This window comes from Tessaracoccus massiliensis (genome assembly GCF_000826065.2).
GTDB lineage: Bacteria > Actinomycetota > Actinomycetes > Propionibacteriales > Propionibacteriaceae > Arachnia > Arachnia massiliensis_A.
This window is the reverse complement of sequence record NZ_LN623543.1, coordinates 837,093-856,061: the sequence shown is the minus strand read 5'-3', so window position 1 is coordinate 856,061 and position 18,969 is coordinate 837,093. Positions and strand designations below refer to the sequence as shown.

The following is an 18,969-nucleotide window of genomic DNA, read 5'->3' as shown; positions in this document are numbered from 1 at the left end:
CGAAGGCAACTGCCCGGTTCCGCCTGACAACTGAAACAACGTGATGGCTAGATCCCTCCGGGGATCGACCACCCTTGGACGAAGGCCAAGGCCCCGTCGGTGCTGAATGCAGCGCCATAGGCGGCGGGGATGCGTCACGCCCACACCTTCGCCTATGAAAGGACACCGCCTGATGGCACGCCTCGTTGGTGTCGACCTGCCGCGCGAAAAGCGCCTTGAGGTCGCACTCACCTACATCTTCGGCGTCGGCCGTACCCGCGCCGCCGAAACCCTCGCCGCGACTGGAGTCAGCGGCGATCTCCGCGTCCACCAGCTCACCGACGACCAGCTCGTCGCGCTGCGCGACCACATCGAAGGCAACTACGAGATCGAGGGTGACCTCCGTCGTAGCACCGCCGCCGACATCCGCCGCAAGGTGGAGATCGGTAACTACCAGGGCCGCCGCCACCGTGCAGGCCTCCCGGTTCGTGGTCAGCGCACCCGCACCAATGCCCGTACCCGCAAGGGCAAGAAGAAGGCCGTCGCCGGCAAGAAGAAGGCACGCTGACCCCCGGGTCGCTCGCCTCCTCTCAGGACATCAAGGAGACTGAAAGAACTTATGGCTACTGCAAGCCGCAAGCCCGGCGCCAAGGGCCGCCGCAAGGAAAAGAAGAATGTGCTCGCCGGCCAGGCGCACATCAAGAGCACCTTCAACAACACCATCATCTCGATCACGGACCCCACGGGCGCTGTGATCTCCTGGGCCTCCGCCGGCACTGTCGGCTTCAAGGGCTCTCGTAAGTCGACCCCGTTCGCCGCTCAGATGGCCGCCGAGGCCGCTGGTCGCCGCGCCATGGAGCACGGCATGAAGCGCGTCGACGTGTTCGTCAAGGGCCCCGGCTCCGGCCGTGAGACCGCCATCCGCTCGCTCGGTGCCGTCGGCCTCGAGGTCGGCGCCATTTCGGACGTGACCCCGGTGCCGCACAACGGCTGCCGCCCGCCCAAGCGCCGTCGCGTCTGATCCGGCCCGAGAGAGAAAAGGACTAACACATCATGGCTCGTTACACAGGCCCCATCACCAAGAAGTCCCGTCGCCTCGGGACGGACCTCGTCGGCAACGACAAGGCCTTCGAGCGTCGCCCGTACCCTCCGGGTCAGCACGGCCGCGGTCGTACGAAGGATTCCGAGTACTCGCTGCAGCTGCGTGAGAAGCAGAAGGCGCGTTACGCCTACGGCGTGCTTGAGAAGCAGTTCCGCCGCTACTACGAAGAGGCTGACCGTCACCCCGGCAAGACCGGTGACCGTCTGCTGCAACTGCTCGAGTCGCGTCTCGACAACGTCGTGTACCGCGCTGGTTTCGCCAGCACGCGTCGCCAGGCCCGTCAGCTCGTCGTGCACGGCCACTTCCTCGTCAACGGCCAGCGCGTCAACATCCCGTCCTACCGCGTCCGCGCCAAGGACATCATCGACGTGGCTGAGAAGTCGCTGAACATGACCCCGTTCGTCATCGCCCGTGAGACCCACGGCGAGCGCACGGTGCCCGCATGGCTCGAGGCCCGTCCCAACCGGATGCGCATCCTCGTGCACCAGCTCCCCGTCCGCGAGCAGATCGTGATCGACGTCCAGGAGCAGATGATCGTCGAGCTCTACTCGAAGTGATCCGTCGGGGCTTCGGCCCCACCCTCGCCCCGCCAGGGTTCCTGGCGGGGCGCTGGGCCCGACGGTCGGGTCCCAGCACTTATCGCGCCCTCATATAGCGGTCGGCGCGGGAAGGAAAGCACATGCTCATCGCACAGCGTCCGGTCCTCTCGGAAGAGGTCGTCTCGGACCACCGTTCACGGTTCGTCATCGAGCCGCTCGAGCCCGGCTTCGGCTACACGCTCGGCAACTCGCTGCGTCGCACCCTGCTGTCGTCCATTCCGGGCGCCTCGGTCACCAGCATCAAGATCGAGGGTAACCAGCACGAGTTCTCCACCGTGGAGGGCGTCGTCGAGGACGTCACCGAGATCATCCTCAACCTCAAGGGCCTCGTGCTCTCCTCTGAGGAGGACGAGCCCGTCGTCATGTACCTGCGTAAGGCCGGTGCCGGCTCCGTCACCGCGGGCGACATCCAGCCGCCTGCCGGTGTGGAGATCCACAACCCGGAGCTCCACATCGCCACGCTCAACGACAACGGCAAGCTCGAGATGGAGCTCGTCGTGGAGCGCGGCCGCGGCTACGTCAGCGCCGCGCTGAACAAGGATCCCGATGCCGAGATCGGTCGCATCCCGGTGGATTCGATCTACTCGCCGGTGCTGAAGGTCACCTACAAGGTTGAGGCCACCCGTGTCGCCCAGCGCACCGACTTCGACCGCCTGATCGTCGACGTCGAGACCAAGCCGTCGATGACGCCGCGTGACGCCGTCGCCTCCGCCGGCACCACGCTGGTCGAGCTCTTCGGCCTGGCCCGCGAGCTCAACGCCGAGGCTGAGGGCATCGAGATCGGCCCGTCGCCCGTCGACGAGCAGATCGCCGAGTCGCTGAACCTGCCCGTCGAGGATCTCGAACTGTCGGTGCGTTCCTACAACTGCCTCAAGCGCGAGGGCATCCACACCGTGGGTGAGCTCGTGGCCCGCAGCGAAGAGGACCTCCTCGACATCCGCAATTTCGGCAGCAAGTCCATCGACGAAGTCAAGGACACCCTCGCCACCCTCGGCCTGTCGCTGCGCGACTCGCACCCGGGCTTCGACCCGATGCAGGCCATCGAGCGTTACGACGAGGACAACGACGAAGACGCTGACTTCGCCGAGACCGAGCAGTACTGACCGCCCACCGCTACTCACACTGGAGAAATGACCAATGCCTAAGCCCACCAAGGGTAACCGTCTGGGCGGTAGCCCCACGCACCAGCGCCACATCCTGCGCAACCTGGCCACGCAGCTCTTCGAGCACGGCCGCATCACCACGACCGAGACCCGCGCCCGTCGCCTGCAGCCGCTGGCCGAGCGCCTGATCAGCAAGGCCAAGCGCGGCGACCTGCACAACCGTCGCCAGGTCCTGCAGTCGATCACCGACGTCGAGGTCGTCGGCCGCCTGTTCACCGAGATCGCCCCCACGTTCGAGGGTCGCGACGGTGGCTACACGCGCATCACGAAGATCGGCCCCCGCAAGGGCGACAACGCCCCCATGGCCGTGATCGAACTGGTGACCGAGGCTGTCTCCCCGAAGCCGAAGTCGAAGAAGGCCGAGCCCAAGGCGGAGGCCAAGCCGGCCAAGGCCGAGGAGAAGGCTGACGAGGCCGTCGTCGAGGAGGAGACCGTCGTCGACGAGGCTCCGGTCGAGGAGATCCCGGCTGAAGAGGCCGCTGCCGAGGAGGCCACCGCGGCCGCCGAGGAGGCAGCCGCTGACGAGCCGGTCGCTCCCGCGGAGACCGACCAGACCAAGTGATCCACTGAGGAAGAGGCCCCCGTTGAGGGGGCCTCTTTCTTGTTACCGCTTAAGTTCCGCCAGTTCTGCTGGCGACACAGAGGAGAGACAACCATGCTTCGACGTCTACTGGCCGGGGCCGCCGCGGCCTCGCTGCTGCTCGCCGGCTGCGGTGGTGGCGAGGAGGCCGCCCCCGACAACGTGTCGATCGGCGGCGTGACCATCGTGTCCCACCCTTCCCTGGATCTCATCTGGGAGGGTGTGAAGGAGGGCCTGGCGGAGGCCGGCTACGTCGAGGGGGACAACCTCACCCTGGAGTTCCAGAACCCCGCCGGTGATCAGGCCACGCTCACCAACATCGCCAACACCTACGCGGGCTCGGATCACGATCTTTTCGTGGCGATCGCCACACCGCCGGCGCAGGCCATGGCCCAGGTGGTGCAGGACAAGCCCATCGTGTTTGCGTCGGTGACCGATCCCGTCGCCGCCGGCCTGGTCGATTCGATGGAGATGCCGGGCGGCAACGTCACCGGCACCAGTGACCAACTCCCCACCGACGAGCAGTTGAAGCTCATCCTGGAGATCGACCCGTCCGTCGAATCAGTGGGCATCGTGTACTCGGCCTCCGAGGTCAACGCGCAGGTGCAGGCTGAGAAGGCGATCGAGGCGGGCAAGGAACTGGGCGTCGAGGTCAAGACGGCCACCATCATGAACACCTCCGAGGTGCAGCAGGCGGCCGAGTCGCTGGACGTGGACGCGTACTTCACCCTCGTGGACAACACGGTCGTGGCAGCCATGGAATCCATGATCCAGGTGGCCGAGCAGAAGCAGGCGCTGCTGGTCAGCTCAGATCCGGATTCGGTGGAGCGGGGCGCCGCGGCCGCGATGTCGACCGACTACAAGGCGCAGGGGCTGCAGACGGCCACGATGATCGTCAGCATCCTCGAAGGCGCCGAGGCGTCTGAGACGCCGGTGCAGCTGCAGGAGTCGCTGGAGACCGTGATCAACCCGGCCGCCGCGGAGCGGATGGGTGTGACCATTCCTGAGGAGATCGTCGATCGCGCAGCCACCACGTACTGACTGGTGGACGGCGGCACTGGAGGGGCCGCGGAAACTCTAGGCTTAGCCGAACCTACCCCTTCGCGCAAGGAGAAACATGTTACGCAAGCTGGTTGCGCTCGGCGCCGTCGTCGCGCTCACCCTGACCGCCTGCGGCGGCGACGCCGCCGAGGGTGACGGGTCCCACAAGATCGGCATCGCCACCATCGTGTCCCACCCGGCGCTCGACGCCGTGGCCGACGGCTTCAAGGAGGCCATGGCCGAGGCCGGCTACGCGGAAGGCGAGCAGCTCGAGATCGACTTCCAGAACGCTCAGGGGGACCAGTCGACCATCACCAACATCGCCAACACCTTCGCCAGTTCCGATTACGACGGCTTCCTCGCCATCGCGACCCCCACTGCGCAGGCGCTGGCCAACGCCATCACCGACCGGCCCATCGTGTTCGGGGCGGTGACCGACCCCGTCGCAGCCGGCCTCACGCAGTCCTGGGACGCGCCCGATGGCAACGTGACCGGGGTCTCCGACATGAACCCCATGGAGGCGCAGCTCGACCTCATCAAGGAGGTCGCGCCGGACGTGGCCACCGTCGGCATCGTCTACTCCTCCGGCGAGGTGAACTCCGAGGTGCAGGTGACCGAGGCCGAGAAGGCCGCAGAATCCCGTGGCATCGAGATCGTGACCGCCACCGTCACCAACTCCTCCGAGGTGCAGCAGGCCGCCGAATCCCTCGACGTGGACGCCTACCTGCTGCCGACGGACAACACGGTGGTCTCGGCCGCCGAGTCGTTGGTGCAGGTGGCCGAGCAGAAGTCGGTGCCCGTCTTCGCCTCCGACGAGTCGACCATGGAGCGCGGCGCCTCCGCGGGCCTGTCGGTCAACTACACCCAGCAGGGCAGGGACGCCGCGGCGGTGCTGCTGAAGATGCTCGACGGCACCCCGGCCTCCGAGATCCCTGTGGAGACGCAGAAGGAGTTCGACCTGTTCGTCAACGAGGCCGCGGCCACGGCGCAGGGCATTGAGCTGCCGCAGGCTGTCATCGACCGCGCCACCAAGGAGTTCTGAGGATCTAGATGATCATTGCGCTCGAGATCGGTCTGCTCTACGCCATCATGGCGTTGGGCGTGTATCTCACCTACCGGGTCCTGGACTTCCCGGACCTGACGGTGGACGGCTCGTTCACGACGGGGGCCGCCACCACGGCCATCCTGCTCGTGAACGGGGTGCCGATCTGGCTCGCGATGATCGCGGGGATGGTGGCCGGCATGCTCGCCGGCGCCATCACCGGCCTGCTCCACGTGTGGGGCAACATCAACCCCCTGCTTGCGGGCATCCTCACCCAGATCGCGCTGTACTCCATCAACCTGCGCATCATGGGCAACAAGGCCAACGTGCCGCTGCTGCGCACCGACACCCTGTTCAGCTGGGCCAGGAGTGAGGGCCTCACCGGCACCTGGTACTCGGTGGCCGCCTTCACCGTCGTGGTCGCCATCGCCTGCCTGATCGTCTACTGGTTCCTCGGCACCAGCTACGGCGTGGCGCTGCGGGCGACCGGCGACAACGAGTTGATGGCCCGCTCGCAGGGCATCAACACCGGCACCACCAAGATCGTGGGCCTCATGATCTCCAACGGAATGGTGGCTCTCTGCGGCGCGCTGGTGGCGCAGTTCCAGGGTTTCGCGGACATCTCGATGGGTATCGGCCTGATCGTGGCGGGCCTGGCCTCGGTGATCGTCGGCCAGGCGATCTTCGGCATGACCGCAGTGTGGCAGGCCGTCCTGGCCGCGGCACTCGGCTCGGTGATCTACCGCGCGGTGATCCAACTGGCACTCAACAACGGCTTCAGCCCCAACGACATGAAGCTCATCTCGGCCGTGCTCGTCGTGCTGGCCCTGGTGCTGCCGCAGTGGGGACCGCTCAAGAATCTACGTCGGCAGCGCCGTCGCCGCCAGGCCGCAGAGGCAGGGGTCGTCTGATGCTTGAACTCAACTCCGTCACCAAACGGTTCTTCCCCGGCACCGTCAACGAGCGGGTGGCGCTCGACGCCATCGACCTCACGCTGCGCGAGGGTGACTTCGTCACCGTGATCGGCTCCAACGGCGCCGGCAAGTCCACCATGCTCAACGTCATCTCGGGCCGCTACCCGCTCGACGGCGGCGCTGTGACCATCAACGGCCGCGACGTCAGCCGCACCCCCGAGTACAAGCGCGCCGCCTGGGTTGCGCGCGTGTTCCAGGACCCCATGGCCGGCACCTCCCCGCACCTGACGATCGAGGAGAACCTGGCCATCGCCTTCGAACGCGGCAGGACCCGCGGCCTGGGCATGGCGGTGACCAACGCGAAACGCGAGGTCTACCGGGAGGCGCTCGCCACGCTCGAGCTCGGCCTGGAGGACCGGCTGGACATGCGCGTCGGGATGCTCTCGGGCGGCCAGCGGCAGGCGCTGAGCCTGCTGATGGCCACCTACGCGCAGCCCGCCATCCTGCTGCTCGACGAGCACACCGCGGCGCTTGACCCCACCCGCGCGGAACTGATCACCCGGCTCACGGGCGAGGTGGTGCAACGGCAGAAGCTCACCACCCTGATGGTCACGCACAACATGCACCAGGCCATCGAACTGGGCAACCGGCTGATCATGATGCACGAGGGACGCATCGTGCTCGAGGTCGACGACGAGGCGAAGAAGACCATCACCGCGGAGCAACTCACGCAGGAGTTCGCCAAGATCAAGGGCGCCCAACTGGCGGACCGCACGCTGCTCGACTGAGCCCGACAGGCGGGGGCGAGGCGCACCCACTACGGTGGACGCATGCGCATCGCCCAACTGGCCAACTTCGTCGGGCCCACCTCGGGTGGGATGAAGGTGGTCATCGAGACGCTGGGCAAGGGGTATGTCGACGCGGGTCACACCCGCATCTTCGTCGGCCCAGGGGAACGCGACCAGGTGCTGGAGACGGAGGCGGGCATCATCGTCCAGGTGAAGGCCCCCAAGCTGACCGAGCAGTACCGGATGATCTTCCAGCCGTGGCGTGCACTGGACGTGCTCGACCGGTTCCGGCCCACCTCCATCGAGGTCTCCGACAAGTGGACGCTCTCCCCGGCGGGCAGATGGGCGGCCAAGCGCAGCGTCGGATCAGTGCTGTTCAGCCACGAGCGGCTCTCGGACATGCTGGCCATGTATGTGCGTTCCCAGTTCGGCGTGGAGGCCGTCGTCGGCGGCCTCAACCGGCGGCTCTCGAAACAGTTCGACGCCGTGGTGGTCACCAGCCGGTTCGCGCAGGAGGAGTTCGAATCCACCGGGGCCAACCTGGAGTTGGTGCCGCTCGGCGTGGACCTGGAGACCTTCCACCCCCGCCTCGCCACGCCGGATGACGACGGGGTGGTCAAGTTCTGTTACGTAGGACGACTCTCGCACGAGAAGAGCCCGCAGTTGGCGGTGGCCACGGTCGTCGAACTGCACCGGCGCGGCCACAGGGTGCGGCTCGACCTGTACGGCACCGGTCCGGACAAGGAGGAACTCCAGGCGATAGCCGGCGATGCGCCCGTGTTCTTCCACGGCTTCGTGGACGGGCGGCAGGAGGTGGCCAGACGGATCGCCGGTCACGACATCTCGCTCTCGGTGTGCCCGGCGGAGACCTTCGGCCTGGCGGTGTTGGAGGCACTGGCGTGCGGCACGCCGGTGATCACGTCGAACAGGGGCGGCGCCAGCGAACTCGTCGACGCCGCCGCGGGCGAGCAGGGGGATCCGAACCCGCTGTCCCTGGCAGACGCGGCCGAGCGGCTGATGTCGCGGCTCGGGCCGGAGCAACGGCAGGCCGCCAGGAGGCGGGCCGAACTGTACCCTTGGCAACGCACGACCGACGCGATGCTGGCGCTGCACGAGCGGCTGGCCGATGAGGTGCCGTACCGGAAGCTGAAGGGCTTCGCGCGAGGCCGGAAGGGGGAGCGGGCATGAGGAGACGCGCGAGGCTCGGGTGGGCGCCGTGGCTGGTGTTGGGTGCCGCGCTGCTGCCCGTGGTCGCCCTGGCCCCTCGGAAGCCCGCGGTGACGCAACCCGAGACCATCGAAGAATTGGCCGAACTGTGCCTCGCCACCGGAGCCACGGGGCGCGCGCTCGCCGACGAGGCCAGCGCCGCCGTCGCGCGGGCGTTCGCGTTCCACTCGCTCCTCCACCTGTGGGAGGGACCAGAGGCGGCACTGCGGTCGCATCGCGGCTGGTCCCACCAGTACAACACCATGCTGCTCCTCCTGCTGCGCCGGTTGGGCTTCGAGGCGCGACTGGTGCACGCGGCGAGAGTGCAAGGGTTCCCCCACCCGTGGTGGTTCAAGGGGCACACCTGGGTCAAGGTCAGCATCGACGGGCACGAACTCGACGCCTGCGCCTCGGCGGAGAGCAACCGGGTGGGTGCCGTCGGTTTCGTGCCGTACACCCGGGAGCTGCCCATGCGCCGCATCACGCGATGGGGCGTGGCGCTGTGGATGGCGCCGTTGGTGGTGGCCGAGGTCTGGAGCGCCTGGTTGCGGGGCCGCGAGCTGTCGCCCTGGGTGTATGGGCCGCGAGGGGGTCGGACCCCGGAATCCGGGCGCTGACGCGTTAGACTCCCGGGGTGCAGCCGCCCGAGAACATCGCCTATGTGCCCAGCCTGGACGGTCTACGGACCTTCGCTGTGGGCCTGGTCATCGCCTTCCACCTCAGCGTGCCCGGCATGGGGCTGGGATTCGCGGGCGTCGATGTATTCTTCGTGCTGTCGGGCTACCTGATCACCGCGGGTCTGCTGCGCGACACGGTGCGCCACGGCAAGCCGCAGTACGGCAAGTTCTGGCAGCGCCGCTTCCGCCGACTCCTGCCGGCCGCGACCCTCGTGCTGCTGGCGGTGCTGGCCTACGCCACGTTCGTCATGCCGCTGTTCCGGAAGGCTTCCGCCAGTTGGGACATCCTCTGGACGGTGCTGTACCTGGGCAACTGGCGGTTCATGGGGGCCAACAGTTACTTCGCCTCCGACGGCACGCCGTCGCTGCTCCTGCACATGTGGTCGCTGGCGGTGGAGGAGCAGTTCTACTTCTTCTGGCCCGTGCTGATCGGCATCATCGCCTTCCTGGCCGCCAAGTTTGGCGCCCGCAAGCGGGTGGTGTCCATCATCGGGGTCGTGTGCGCAGTCCTGATCGTGATCTCCGCCACCCTGCTGATGGTGCTCTACGACCCGGCAGCGCCCGATCGCGCCTACATGGGTACCGACACCAAGGCCTTCGAGCCGCTGCTGGGTGCCCTCCTGGCCATCGCCATGACCAACGCAGGAGTGCGGCAGTTCTTCTTCAAGCACCACCGCCTGATCGCCGCCGTCGGCATCATCACCGCTGTGGCGGTGCTGCCCTTCCTGGCGGGCCCCAGCGCGTTCTACTTCCGCGGCGGGGCCATCATCCTCAGCGTGGCGGTGACGCTGCTGATCGGCGCTCTGATCGTCTCCCCGCCCACCACCCTGACCAGCTTCCTGTCCTGGAAGCCGATGGCCTACCTGGGGCAGATCTCGTACGGGCTCTACCTGTGGCACTGGCCGTGGAGCGTGTGGCTGGATGTGGCGCACAAGGAGGAGTTCCGCATGCTGCGGGCCCCCGCAGCGTTGGCCCTCACACTGATCTGCGCCGTGCTCAGCTACCACCTGGTGGAGGAACCCATCCGGCGCGGCCGGTTGACCAAGTGGCTGACCCTCAGCCGGACCCTGATCGGCGTGGCCGTCATCATGGCGCTGGTGATCGGGTGGGCGACGGCGCTCCGCAGCCCGCTGGTACAGCCGGCGCCGCCGGTGGCCACCGATGGCTCCACCAGGCCTGCCGTCAACGAGAACATGATCGTGGTGGTGGGAGATTCCGTGCCGTTCCGGCTCATGGAATCCCTTGACCAGGTGGCGGTGGACAACGGCCTGATGATCGACAACGCGGCACGCGGAGGCTGCCCGCCGCTGGCCATCGAACTGCAGGAATTCCTCAAGCCCGACCATGAGGGGGAGGGCGACTGTCGCTCGATCGCCGAGTTGCAGACCGAGAAGGTGCAGACCAACCGGCCGGGCATCGTGTTCTGGTGGTCCCGCTACGAGGTGCACCAGCGCTGGATCGGCGACCGCATCGTCGGTCCGGACGAGGACATCTTCTGGGAGGAACTGGAACGCGACCTCGCCGCCAGCGTCGACCGGCTCACCGCGGAGGGCGCCACCCTGGTCATCGCGCAGACGGAGCGGCCAGGCGAGAGCATGGCGTTGACCCGCTGCAACGAGCACTCCTGTCATCCGCTCTACGATCTGCTGCTCAACCACGACGAGCACCGCAGGCACTGGAACCAGATCGTCGCCGATCTCGCAGCGAGGGACGATCGGGTCAAGACCTTCCGGATGGACCCGGTGCTGTGCAACGACCCGGAACCGGACCAGGCCGTGGCGCCCGCCTCCTGTGACGACCGGCAGGACGACGGTCAGCTGCTCCGGCCAGACGGCAGCCACATCGAGGTTGACCGCTTCGGCTACCCCGCCGCGGAGAAGGTCCTCGAGGAGGTCCTGACAGCTGCCCGGAGCTGATCGCCCTGTGACGCGGAAGACCCCGGGCAGGTTGCCCGGGGTCTTCTCAACGAAAGGCTGATCAGTAGGTGATCTCAGCCTTCTTGGCGGAGGCGAGGCGCTCCTCGACATTGGCCCAGTTGACCACGTTCCACCACGCGTCGGCGTAATCGGCCTTCACGTTCTTGTACTGCAGGTAGAAGGCGTGCTCCCACATGTCGAGCTGCAGGATGGGCAGCTGGCCCACGGGCAGGTTGCCCTGCTGGTCGTAGAGCTGGTTCAGGTTGAGGCGCTGGCCCAGCGTGTCCCACACGAGCATGGCCCAGCCGGAGCCCTGGATGCCGTTGGCGGCTGCGGTGAACTGCTTCTTGAACGCTTCGAAGGAGCCGAAGAACTCACCCAGCGCGTCAGCGACGGCGCCGGTGGGCTCGCCACCACCGTCGGGCGACATGTTCTTCCAGAACACGGAGTGGTTGATGTGGCCGCCCAGGTTGAAGGCCAAATCCTTCTCAAGCTTCGCGATGGTGCCGTGCTCACCCTTGTCGCGCGCCTCGGCGAGCTGCTCCAGCGCGGTGTTAGCGCCCTTCACGTAGGTGGCGTGGTGCTTGCTGTGGTGCAGCTCCATGATCTCCGGGGAGATGTGCGGGGCGAGTGCGCCGTAGTCGTAGTCGAGATCGGGAAGGGTGTAGGTCATACGTGACTCCTTGAACGAGACTCGCGCCGAAGCGCGCTGACACCCCCATCCTATGTGGCAGAAATAGTCGCCGCTTCAACTTTCAGGGTGAAGATCCTCTGAACGGGAGACGCGCAGCACCCGGAAGCCCTTCGCGGAGGCCACGCGCCGCGTCGGGAATCCCTGGTCGGTCAGCCACCGTTGGAGGGAGTCGCCGCCGAGGTTCTTGCCCACCACCAGGAACGCGACCCCGTCGTCCTTGAGGCGTGGCAGCCACGTCAGCAGCAACGCGTGGAGCGCCTCCTTGCCGATGCGGATGGGCGGGTTGGACCAGATCTCGTCGTAGCGGGTCTCCGGATCGATCTCACCGGGGTCGACGGCGTGGACCCGCTCGGCGACCCCGTGCCGCTCCGCGTTGATCCGGGTCAGTTCCACGGCGCGCGCGTTGACGTCGACGGCGTCCACCGTGATGCCGGGGGACGACACGGCCAAGCCGACGGCGATGGTGCCGACCCCGCAGCCGAGGTCGAGCACATGGCCGGTCTCGGGCGGATCCACCTCGCGCAGCAGCACCGAGGTGCCAAGATCCAGTCGCTCGCCGGAGAACACGCCGCGGGCCGCGGTGAACGTCAGGTCCTCACCGAAGATGGTGGCGCGGAACTCGTGGGTGACCATCGGCTGGTCGGGGGTGTGGAAGTAGTGGTTCATCAGTCCTCCTCCAGGGTCCGTCGGGCGCGCGCCTCGGTGGCGCGGGCGGCGAGTTCGTCGTCGGGCGGGTAGCCCACGTCCTCCAGCGTGAGGCCGCGCGCCGCCATGACCTGCACCTCACCGTGGCGCACTGTGCTGGTGGCGGCCTCCTCCAGCCACGAGAGGCTGCGGCGGCCGGTGGCCACCGAGGTCAACGCCCCGACGAGGGAGCGGACCATCGAGTGGCAGAAGGCGTCGGCCAGCAGGTGCACCTCTACCACGCCGTCGTCGCGGCGGGTGGCGCTCAGTTCGCGCAGGTGCCGGATGGTGGTGGCGCCGGCCCGGGGCTTGCAGAACGCGGCGAAGTCGCGCAGGCCCACGAGCAACTCTGCGCCCGCATTGAGCGCGCCCACGTCGAGGGGCTCGCGCACCGGGGTGATGTGGCCACGGAGGAGCGGATCCGGGGCCCGATCCACCAGGCGGTAGCAGTAGCGCCGCCAGAGGGCCGAAAAGCGGGCGTCGAAACCGGGGGGAGCCACGGTGACCGCGCGCACCGAGATGTCGTCGGGCAGCACGCGCCGCAACCGGTGCAGGAGCGTGGCAGAGGGGTCCTCGTCGAGGTCGAGGTCCACGTGGCAGGTCTGGCGGCGCGCATGGACGCCGGCGTCGGTGCGGCCGGCGACGGTCAGCGACGGGGGGCCTCCCAGGCGCAGCACCTGGCCGATCCACTCCTCGAGCGTGCCCTGGACCGTGCGCAGACCGGGCTGGGTGGCCCAGCCGTGGAACCCGGTGCCGTCGTAGGCCAGATCAATCCTGAGGCGCATCTGCCCTCCGGTAGGTGAGGTCGTAGACCGTGCGCCCCGCGGCGAGGCCGCGCGCCTCGTACTTCGTCACGGGGCGCTCCGCCAGGCGGGGAGCCCAGCCGCCGTGCACGTTGGTGAGGCCGGGATGATCGTCGAGCTGCTCGCGCATCCACAGGGCGTAGTCCTCCCAGTCCGTGGCCAGCCGCCACAGGCCCCCGGGCGCGAGCTTCGCCGCCACCACGTCGCCGAAGGCAGCGTCGACGAGGCGCCGCTTGTGGTGGCGCTTCTTGTGCCACGGGTCCGCGAAGAACGTCCACAGTTCGCTGATGGTGCCGTCGTCGAAGAGTTGGGGCAGTGCCTGGGCGCCGTCGACCAGCGCGAGGCGGACGTTGCTGACACCCTCGCGGCCGAGCCGTCCGAGCGTGGAGGCCACGGCGGGCTCGAAGACCTCGAACGCCACCACGTTGCACTCGGGGCGGCCGGCGGCCATGGGCACCAGGGAGTCGCCGGCTCCGGAGCCGATCTCCACGATCAGCGGGGCCTCGCGCCCGAACTCTGCGGCCCAGTTGACCTGTGCGCCCTCCGCCAACGAGGTGTCCATTTCGCCGCTGGGGAAGTCGACGATGAACTCGTCGGCATGCCGCTCCCAGGCCTTGGTCTGTGATTCGTTCATCCGCGTGCTGCGGCGCACGAAGGCGGGCGGGATGTCACCGGCCCAGCCTAGCGTTGAGCCCCCGCACTACACTGGGTAGTGCCTGACCGACAACCTGCAAGGAGTCATCCATGCGCACCATCCTCAATGTCATCTGGGTAGTCCTGGGTGGCTTCTGGCTCGCCCTCGGCTACGTGCTGGCCGGCGTGCTCGCCTGTCTGCTGATCGTCACCATCCCGGTGGGCCTGGCCTCGTTCCGCATGGCCAACTACGTGTTCTGGCCGTTCGGTCGCACCGCCGAGCCCAAGCCGGAGGCCGGGTGGGGTTCGGCGCTGATGAACGGCATCTGGTTCGTCATCGCCGGCTGGTGGCTCGCGCTGCTGCACGTCGTCTCCGCGCTGGCCCAGTCGTTGACCATCATCGGCATCGCCAACGCCTGGGTCTCGCTCAAGATGATCCCGGTGACCTGCTTCCCCTTCGGCAAGCGGATCGTCAATACCGGCGGGATCCTCTAAGCCCAGAGGGGAGCCATCGGTTCCCAGACGCCCGGCTCGTCGAGCGCGCCCATGATGGCGGTCACGCCGTCGGGGCCGATCGACGCCGCCACCGCCAGCAGCGACATGGTGGGGAACCCGTGGGGCCGGTTGTCCCGGATCAGGGCACGGTCATCCGTGGGGTCGAGCTGGCGGCCGCCCTCGTCGAGCACCTTGGCCCATTCGGTCCACCACCGCACCCCCTCCGTCGGGGCGTCGGAGAAGCGGGGCAGCCAGTGCGCGATGCGCGGCATCGCGTGGTCGTTGACATCGGTGTGCGAGATCATGTGCGTGCCCGGCTCCAGGTCCGCCACCCGGATCTCGCCGCCCTCCCACGACGTGACGCGTACGCCGTCGAAGGTGGCCTCCACCAGGTTGAACCCCAGGGTGGTGGGCGTGGTGGGAATCTCCTGGCCGGTGAGCGAGCCCAGCACCAGGTTGCCGCGGGTGGTGGGGATGATTCCCTCCTGAGGACCACCGGCCCGGTTCAGCAGCACGCTGAGCTTGTGCCGGTCGTGCGCCAGCCACGCCCCGCCGGCCTGCTGGTCCCTGATGCCTGTGATCTCCGGGAGCTCCGGCCACCACTGGCCCAGGGGCTGCCAGGGACGGTTGGGGTCTTCGTCGCGGATGGCCAGGAGCCTGACGCGGCCGGGCCCTGGCTCGGGAACGCGGATCACCACGGTGCACATGGCCAGCCAGCCTACCCGGATGACAGACTGGGGGCATGAACATCGTGGTGGGAGTCACCGGCGGCATCGCCGCCTACAAGGCCGTGCATCTGGTTCGGCTGCTGATCGGCGACGGCCATGAGGTGCACGTGGTGCCCACAGAGGACGCGCTGCGCTTCGTAGGACGCCCCACCTGGGAGTCGATCAGCCGCAACCCTGTGACCACCTCTGTGCACGACGACGTGCCGAAGGTGCGACACGTCGCCCTGGGGCAGAACGCCGATCTGGTCGTCGTCGCGCCCGCCACTGCCAACACCCTCGCAGGGATGGCCGCCGGCCTCGCGTCGGACCTGCTCGGCACCACGTTGCTGGCCACGAAGGCGCCGGTGCTCGTGGCCCCGGCGATGCACACCGAGATGTGGCTGCACCCCGCCACGCAGGCGAACATGGCCACGCTGGCAGCCCGGGGCGTCCACGTCGTCGGACCCGACGACGGCCCGCTCACCGGGGGAGACTCCGGCGCCGGCCGGATGAGCGAGCCCGAAGCCATCCACGCCGCCGTGCGCGAACTGCTGGGGGCCCGCAGAGATCTGGAGGGGCTCACCGTGGCGGTGTCGACCGGCGGCACCCGGGAACCCATCGACCCGGTGCGCTTCATCGGCAACCGCTCCAGCGGCCGGCAGGGAGTCGCGCTCGCGGCGGCCGCAGCAGATCGAGGCGCCCGGGTGCTGCTGGCCGCCACCAACGTGGAGGCCGACGTGCTGCGCGACGCCGCGCGGCCCGGCGTCGAGATCACGACGGCAGGCTCGGCCACCGAACTCGCCGAGGTCATGCGGGGGCTCGCCGCCGAAGCCGACGTGGTGATCATGGCAGCCGCCGTCGCCGACTTCCGTGCGGCAGAGGTCTCCGACGGGAAGCTCACCAAGGAGGCAGGGGGAGTGCCGGCGCTCACGTTCGTGGAGAACGAGGACATCGTCGCGGGCCTCGCGGCCAACCGCCGCGAGGGTCAGCGGATCGTGGCCTTCGCCGCCGAAACAGGCGAGGACTACCTGGAACGAGCGCGCAGGAAGCGCCGCAAGAAGGACGTCGACTTCCTCGCCGTCAACCAGGTGGGCTGGGACAAGGGCTTCGAAGCCCCGGACAACACGCTCTACTTCCTGAACTCGCAGGACGAGGTGGTGGGGGAGGCGTCGGGTTCCAAGCGACAGGTCGCCGACGCCCTCCTCGACGTCATCTCCGGGGCTTAGGGCTCCTTCGGCCAGGCCTCCTGCGGCATCAGCTCGTACCCGGAGAACTCCCGGGTGAACGTGCCCGTGCCCTGGGCGACGCCTCGCAGGTCGATCGGGTAGGTGACGAGCTCGATGGCCGGCACGAGGGCCTCGACGGTGGCATGCCCGTCGCCGTCCATCTCCGTGCCCTGCACCTGAGCCCGACGCGCCCCCAGATCCGTCAGGGCGGCGCCGAGATACTGGTCGCCGACGGTGACGCGCACCCTGTCGATGGGTTCCAGCAGCCCGATCTGGCCGTTCTCCGCAGCATCACGCAGCGCCAACTGGCCGGCCACCTGGAACGCCATGTCCGAGGAGTCCACGGAATGGGCCTTGCCGTCATACAACGTCACCTGCACGTCGACCATCGGCACGCCGAACCTGGTGCCCTGCGCGAGTTGCTGTTCGATGCCCTTCTCCACCGACCCGATGTAGGCGCGTGGCACGGCGCCGCCCACCACCTTGTCGACGAACCTGAACCCGGCACCCCGCTCGATGGGCTCCACCTCGATGGTGCAGATCGCGTACTGGCCGTGGCCGCCAGACTGCTTGACGTTGCGACCGAGGCCCTTGGCGGGCCTGGTCATGGTCTCGCGCAGCGCGACGCGCACGTCCTCCTCAGCGATGTCCACCCCGAAGCGGTCCTTCAGGCGGGCCAGGGCGAGGTCCTTCTGGGCCTGCCCCATGACCCAGAGGATCTGCTGTTCGGTCTCGGAGTTGCGCTCCAGCCGCACCGTCGTGTCCTCCATGGAGATGCGGTGCAGCGCGCCGGCCAGCTTGTCCTCATCGCCGCGCTTGGTGGCACGGACGGCCACCGGCAGCAACGGGCGCGGGAGTTCCCACGGCTCGATGAGGGTGGGGCGCTCCGGGGCGGAGAGCGTGTCGCCGGTTTCCGCCTTCGACAGCTTGGTCACCAGCACGATCTCGCCGGCGATGGCCTGGTTCAGGGGAGTGAACTCGGTGCCGTAGGGCGCCGACATGGGGCCCATGCGCTCCTCCTCGTCCTGATCCGGCCGCATCGGATCCGGGTCCCAGCCGAACAGTTCGCGGTTCCGGGAGACGTGCACCACCTGGTCGCCGCGCAGCGTGCCGCTGAACACGCGCACCAGTGAGGAACGGCCGAAGTTGTCCGATGTGGTGCGCACCACCTGGGCCACGAGCGGGCCGTCGGGGTCGCACTTCGCCTCCGGCAGCGTCGCGCCGTTCGGGGTGGTGACATCCGGAACGGGTAGCAGCGAGGGTGGCGGGAAGCCGCGCTCGATCCACCGCAGCAACTCCTCGGTGCCCTTGTCCGAGGTGGTGTGGGCGGGAAGGACCGGAAAGAAGCGGGCGCCGACGACCGCGCGCAGGAGAGCCTCGTTCGCCTCCTCGACCGCGATCTCCTCACCCTCGAGGTACCGCTCCATGAGGTCGTCGTCCTGCACCTCGGTGATGATCGCCTCGAGCAGGTCCGCGCGTGCCGCGTCGATCAGCGCCAACTCCTCGGGCGTGGAATCCCGGGAGACGCGCTCGCCGGAGGAGTAGTCGTGGGCCCGCTTGTTCAGCAGGGACAGGTTGCCGACGTTGGCGCCGTCCTTCTCCAGCGGGATCAGCGCGGGGATGACGCCGTCGCCGAACGTCTCCTTGCAGGCGTCGACCATCTGCTGGAAGGTGGCGCGGCCCTGATCCAGCTTCGTGATCGCGATGATGCGCGGCGTGTTGGATTCGGTGCACTCCTCCCACAGCGCGACGGTGGCTGGATCGATGTCGTCTCCCGCGGGGACCACGAAGACCGCAGCATCAGCGGCGCGGAGGCCCGCGCGCAACTCACCCACGAAATCAGGGTGACCAGGTGCGTCGAGGAGGTTGATCTGGACATCGTGGGCGGGGATGGAGGCCAGCCACAGCGTGGCGGCGCGCTCCTGGGAATCCTTCTCGCCGCGATATCCCTCAACTCTTGCACGGAGGAGGTGTTCGAACAGGGTTGTCTTGCCCGATCCGCTCGCGCCGACCAGGACGACGTTGCGCACATCGTCCGGGGACGTGATGGTGATCTGGGAACTCGTCTTTGAGGCCATGCACATACGTTAGTAGGCGCCGTGCGGCGGCGTGCGCCGACCCCCGGTATGAGGCCTTGCAGCCCCATTTTGACCATGGGAGCCCGCACACGTAAGATTGGTAGCTGTTGTGCGCCATCAATCGGGGCCTATCGGGGCGCTGCTCCGGCGGACAACCCCCATCAAACACGTATGAATGGAAGTGGGACTGTGTCTACGTACACCCCAAAGCCGGGCGAGATCGCCCGCAACTGGCACGTCATCGATGCCGAAGATGTCATCCTGGGCCGCCTGGCCGTCCAGGTCGCAAACCTCCTGCGCGGCAAGCACAAGCCGCAGTTCGCGCCCCACGTCGACACCGGTGACTTCGTCATCGTCGTCAACGCCTCGAAGATCGCCCTGTCGGGGAACAAGCGCGCCAACGACATGCGCTACCACCACAGCGGCCGTCCCGGCGGTCTCAAGTCGGCGGCCATCGGCGACCTGCTCGACAAGGATCCCCGCCGCGCCGTCGAGCGGGCTGTCTGGGGCATGCTGCCCAAGAACAAGCTCTCCCGCCAGATGGTGGCCAAGCTCAAGGTCTACTCCGGCCCCGAGCACCCCCACGCTGCCCAGAAGCCGCAGCCGTTCGAGATCACCCAGATCGCCCAGTGAGCCGAGGAC

At 68.1% G+C, this 18,969-nt stretch carries 21 protein-coding genes; 15 read left to right on the top strand and 6 right to left on the bottom strand.

Going from position 1 to position 18,969, the window contains the following annotated elements; all coding sequences use genetic code 11:
- The first annotated feature begins 172 nt into the window (after positions 1-172).
- From rpsM to BN1186_RS14535, 12 genes are all read left to right on the top strand, one after another.
- Positions 173-547: a 30S ribosomal protein S13 gene (gene rpsM / locus BN1186_RS14590; RefSeq protein ID WP_040284659.1), complete on the top strand. Its 375-nt coding sequence runs from the start codon at positions 173-175 to the stop codon at positions 545-547.
- A 51-nt stretch (positions 548-598) separates the two neighbouring features.
- Positions 599-1,000, top strand: coding sequence for a 30S ribosomal protein S11 (rpsK, locus tag BN1186_RS14585; RefSeq protein ID WP_040284658.1), 402 nt, complete (start codon positions 599-601; stop codon positions 998-1,000).
- A gap of 32 nt (positions 1,001-1,032) precedes the next feature.
- Positions 1,033-1,638, top strand: coding sequence for a 30S ribosomal protein S4 (gene rpsD / locus BN1186_RS14580; protein ID WP_040284657.1), 606 nt, complete (start codon positions 1,033-1,035; stop codon positions 1,636-1,638).
- Positions 1,639-1,760: 122 nt separating this feature from the next.
- Positions 1,761-2,783 (top strand): DNA-directed RNA polymerase subunit alpha, encoded by a 1,023-nt coding sequence (locus tag BN1186_RS14575; protein ID WP_040284656.1) that lies wholly within the window; start codon positions 1,761-1,763, stop codon positions 2,781-2,783.
- Between the two features lie 34 nt (positions 2,784-2,817).
- Positions 2,818-3,405 carry a 50S ribosomal protein L17 gene (rplQ, locus tag BN1186_RS14570; RefSeq protein ID WP_040284655.1) on the top strand — a complete coding sequence of 196 codons (588 nt, stop codon included), beginning with the start codon at positions 2,818-2,820 and terminating at the stop codon, positions 3,403-3,405.
- Between the two features lie 93 nt (positions 3,406-3,498).
- Positions 3,499-4,464, top strand: a complete 966-nt coding sequence (locus BN1186_RS14565; RefSeq protein WP_040284654.1) for an ABC transporter substrate-binding protein — start codon at positions 3,499-3,501, stop codon at positions 4,462-4,464.
- 76 nt (positions 4,465-4,540) lie between these two features.
- Positions 4,541-5,506 carry an ABC transporter substrate-binding protein gene (locus tag BN1186_RS14560; RefSeq protein ID WP_040284653.1) on the top strand — a complete coding sequence of 322 codons (966 nt, stop codon included), beginning with the start codon at positions 4,541-4,543 and terminating at the stop codon, positions 5,504-5,506.
- Positions 5,507-5,514: 8 nt separating this feature from the next.
- Complete coding sequence (locus BN1186_RS14555) at positions 5,515-6,417, top strand: ABC transporter permease (protein WP_040284652.1); 903 nt, start codon at positions 5,515-5,517, stop codon at positions 6,415-6,417.
- Positions 6,417-7,208: an ABC transporter ATP-binding protein gene (locus tag BN1186_RS14550; protein ID WP_040284651.1), complete on the top strand. Its 792-nt coding sequence runs from the start codon at positions 6,417-6,419 to the stop codon at positions 7,206-7,208. The genes BN1186_RS14555 and BN1186_RS14550 overlap by 1 nt, the downstream gene beginning before the upstream one ends.
- 42 nt (positions 7,209-7,250) lie before the next feature.
- On the top strand, positions 7,251-8,396 hold the full coding sequence (locus BN1186_RS14545) for a glycosyltransferase (protein WP_052460212.1): 1,146 nt from the start codon (positions 7,251-7,253) through the stop codon (positions 8,394-8,396).
- Positions 8,393-9,031, top strand: coding sequence for a transglutaminase domain-containing protein (locus BN1186_RS14540; RefSeq protein ID WP_040284650.1), 639 nt, complete (start codon positions 8,393-8,395; stop codon positions 9,029-9,031). Before BN1186_RS14545 ends, BN1186_RS14540 begins: the two co-directional genes overlap by 4 nt.
- Before the next feature lie 17 nt (positions 9,032-9,048).
- A complete protein-coding gene (locus BN1186_RS14535) occupies positions 9,049-11,007 on the top strand; it encodes an acyltransferase family protein (RefSeq protein WP_052460210.1) in 1,959 nt (652 codons plus the stop codon).
- Positions 11,008-11,068: 61 nt separating this feature from the next.
- Here BN1186_RS14535 and BN1186_RS14530 read toward each other — a convergent pair whose 3' ends face one another.
- The 4 genes from BN1186_RS14530 to trmB all read right to left on the bottom strand — a co-directional run bounded on the left by BN1186_RS14530 (position 11,069) and on the right by trmB (position 13,822).
- The gene (locus tag BN1186_RS14530; RefSeq protein ID WP_040284649.1) at positions 11,069-11,680 is read right to left on the bottom strand and encodes a superoxide dismutase; all 612 of its coding nucleotides are present in this window, start codon (positions 11,678-11,680) and stop codon (positions 11,069-11,071) included.
- A gap of 75 nt (positions 11,681-11,755) precedes the next feature.
- Positions 11,756-12,367 carry a class I SAM-dependent methyltransferase gene (locus tag BN1186_RS14525; RefSeq protein WP_040284648.1) on the bottom strand — a complete coding sequence of 204 codons (612 nt, stop codon included), beginning with the start codon at positions 12,365-12,367 and terminating at the stop codon, positions 11,756-11,758.
- Positions 12,367-13,170 (bottom strand): tRNA pseudouridine(38-40) synthase TruA, encoded by an 804-nt coding sequence (gene truA / locus BN1186_RS14520; RefSeq protein ID WP_040284647.1) that lies wholly within the window; start codon positions 13,168-13,170, stop codon positions 12,367-12,369. The genes BN1186_RS14525 and truA overlap by 1 nt, the downstream gene beginning before the upstream one ends.
- Positions 13,154-13,822 (bottom strand): tRNA (guanosine(46)-N7)-methyltransferase TrmB, encoded by a 669-nt coding sequence (gene trmB / locus BN1186_RS14515; protein ID WP_040284646.1) that lies wholly within the window; start codon positions 13,820-13,822, stop codon positions 13,154-13,156. Before trmB ends, truA begins: the two co-directional genes overlap by 17 nt.
- Before the next feature lie 110 nt (positions 13,823-13,932).
- Between trmB and BN1186_RS14510 the strand changes: the two genes are divergently transcribed.
- Entirely contained in the window at positions 13,933-14,316 is a 384-nt protein-coding gene (locus BN1186_RS14510) for a YccF domain-containing protein (protein WP_040284645.1), read from the top strand.
- On the opposite strand, the gene BN1186_RS14505 is transcribed toward BN1186_RS14510, so the two are convergent.
- Complete coding sequence (locus BN1186_RS14505) at positions 14,313-15,023, bottom strand: NRDE family protein (protein ID WP_040284644.1); 711 nt, start codon at positions 15,021-15,023, stop codon at positions 14,313-14,315. The genes BN1186_RS14510 and BN1186_RS14505 overlap by 4 nt on opposite strands.
- Positions 15,024-15,058: 35 nt before the next feature.
- Here BN1186_RS14505 and coaBC point away from each other — a divergent pair, with 35 nt between their 5' ends.
- Positions 15,059-16,249, top strand: coding sequence for a bifunctional phosphopantothenoylcysteine decarboxylase/phosphopantothenate--cysteine ligase CoaBC (coaBC, locus tag BN1186_RS14500; RefSeq protein WP_040284643.1), 1,191 nt, complete (start codon positions 15,059-15,061; stop codon positions 16,247-16,249).
- Here the strand turns inward: coaBC and BN1186_RS14495 are convergent.
- Positions 16,246-18,327 (bottom strand): elongation factor G-like protein EF-G2, encoded by a 2,082-nt coding sequence (locus BN1186_RS14495; protein ID WP_040284642.1) that lies wholly within the window; start codon positions 18,325-18,327, stop codon positions 16,246-16,248. The genes coaBC and BN1186_RS14495 overlap by 4 nt on opposite strands.
- 189 nt (positions 18,328-18,516) lie before the next feature.
- Between BN1186_RS14495 and rplM the strand changes: the two genes are divergently transcribed.
- A complete protein-coding gene (gene rplM, locus BN1186_RS14490; protein WP_040284641.1) occupies positions 18,517-18,960 on the top strand; it encodes a 50S ribosomal protein L13 in 444 nt (147 codons plus the stop codon).
- Positions 18,961-18,969: the final 9 nt, after the last annotated feature.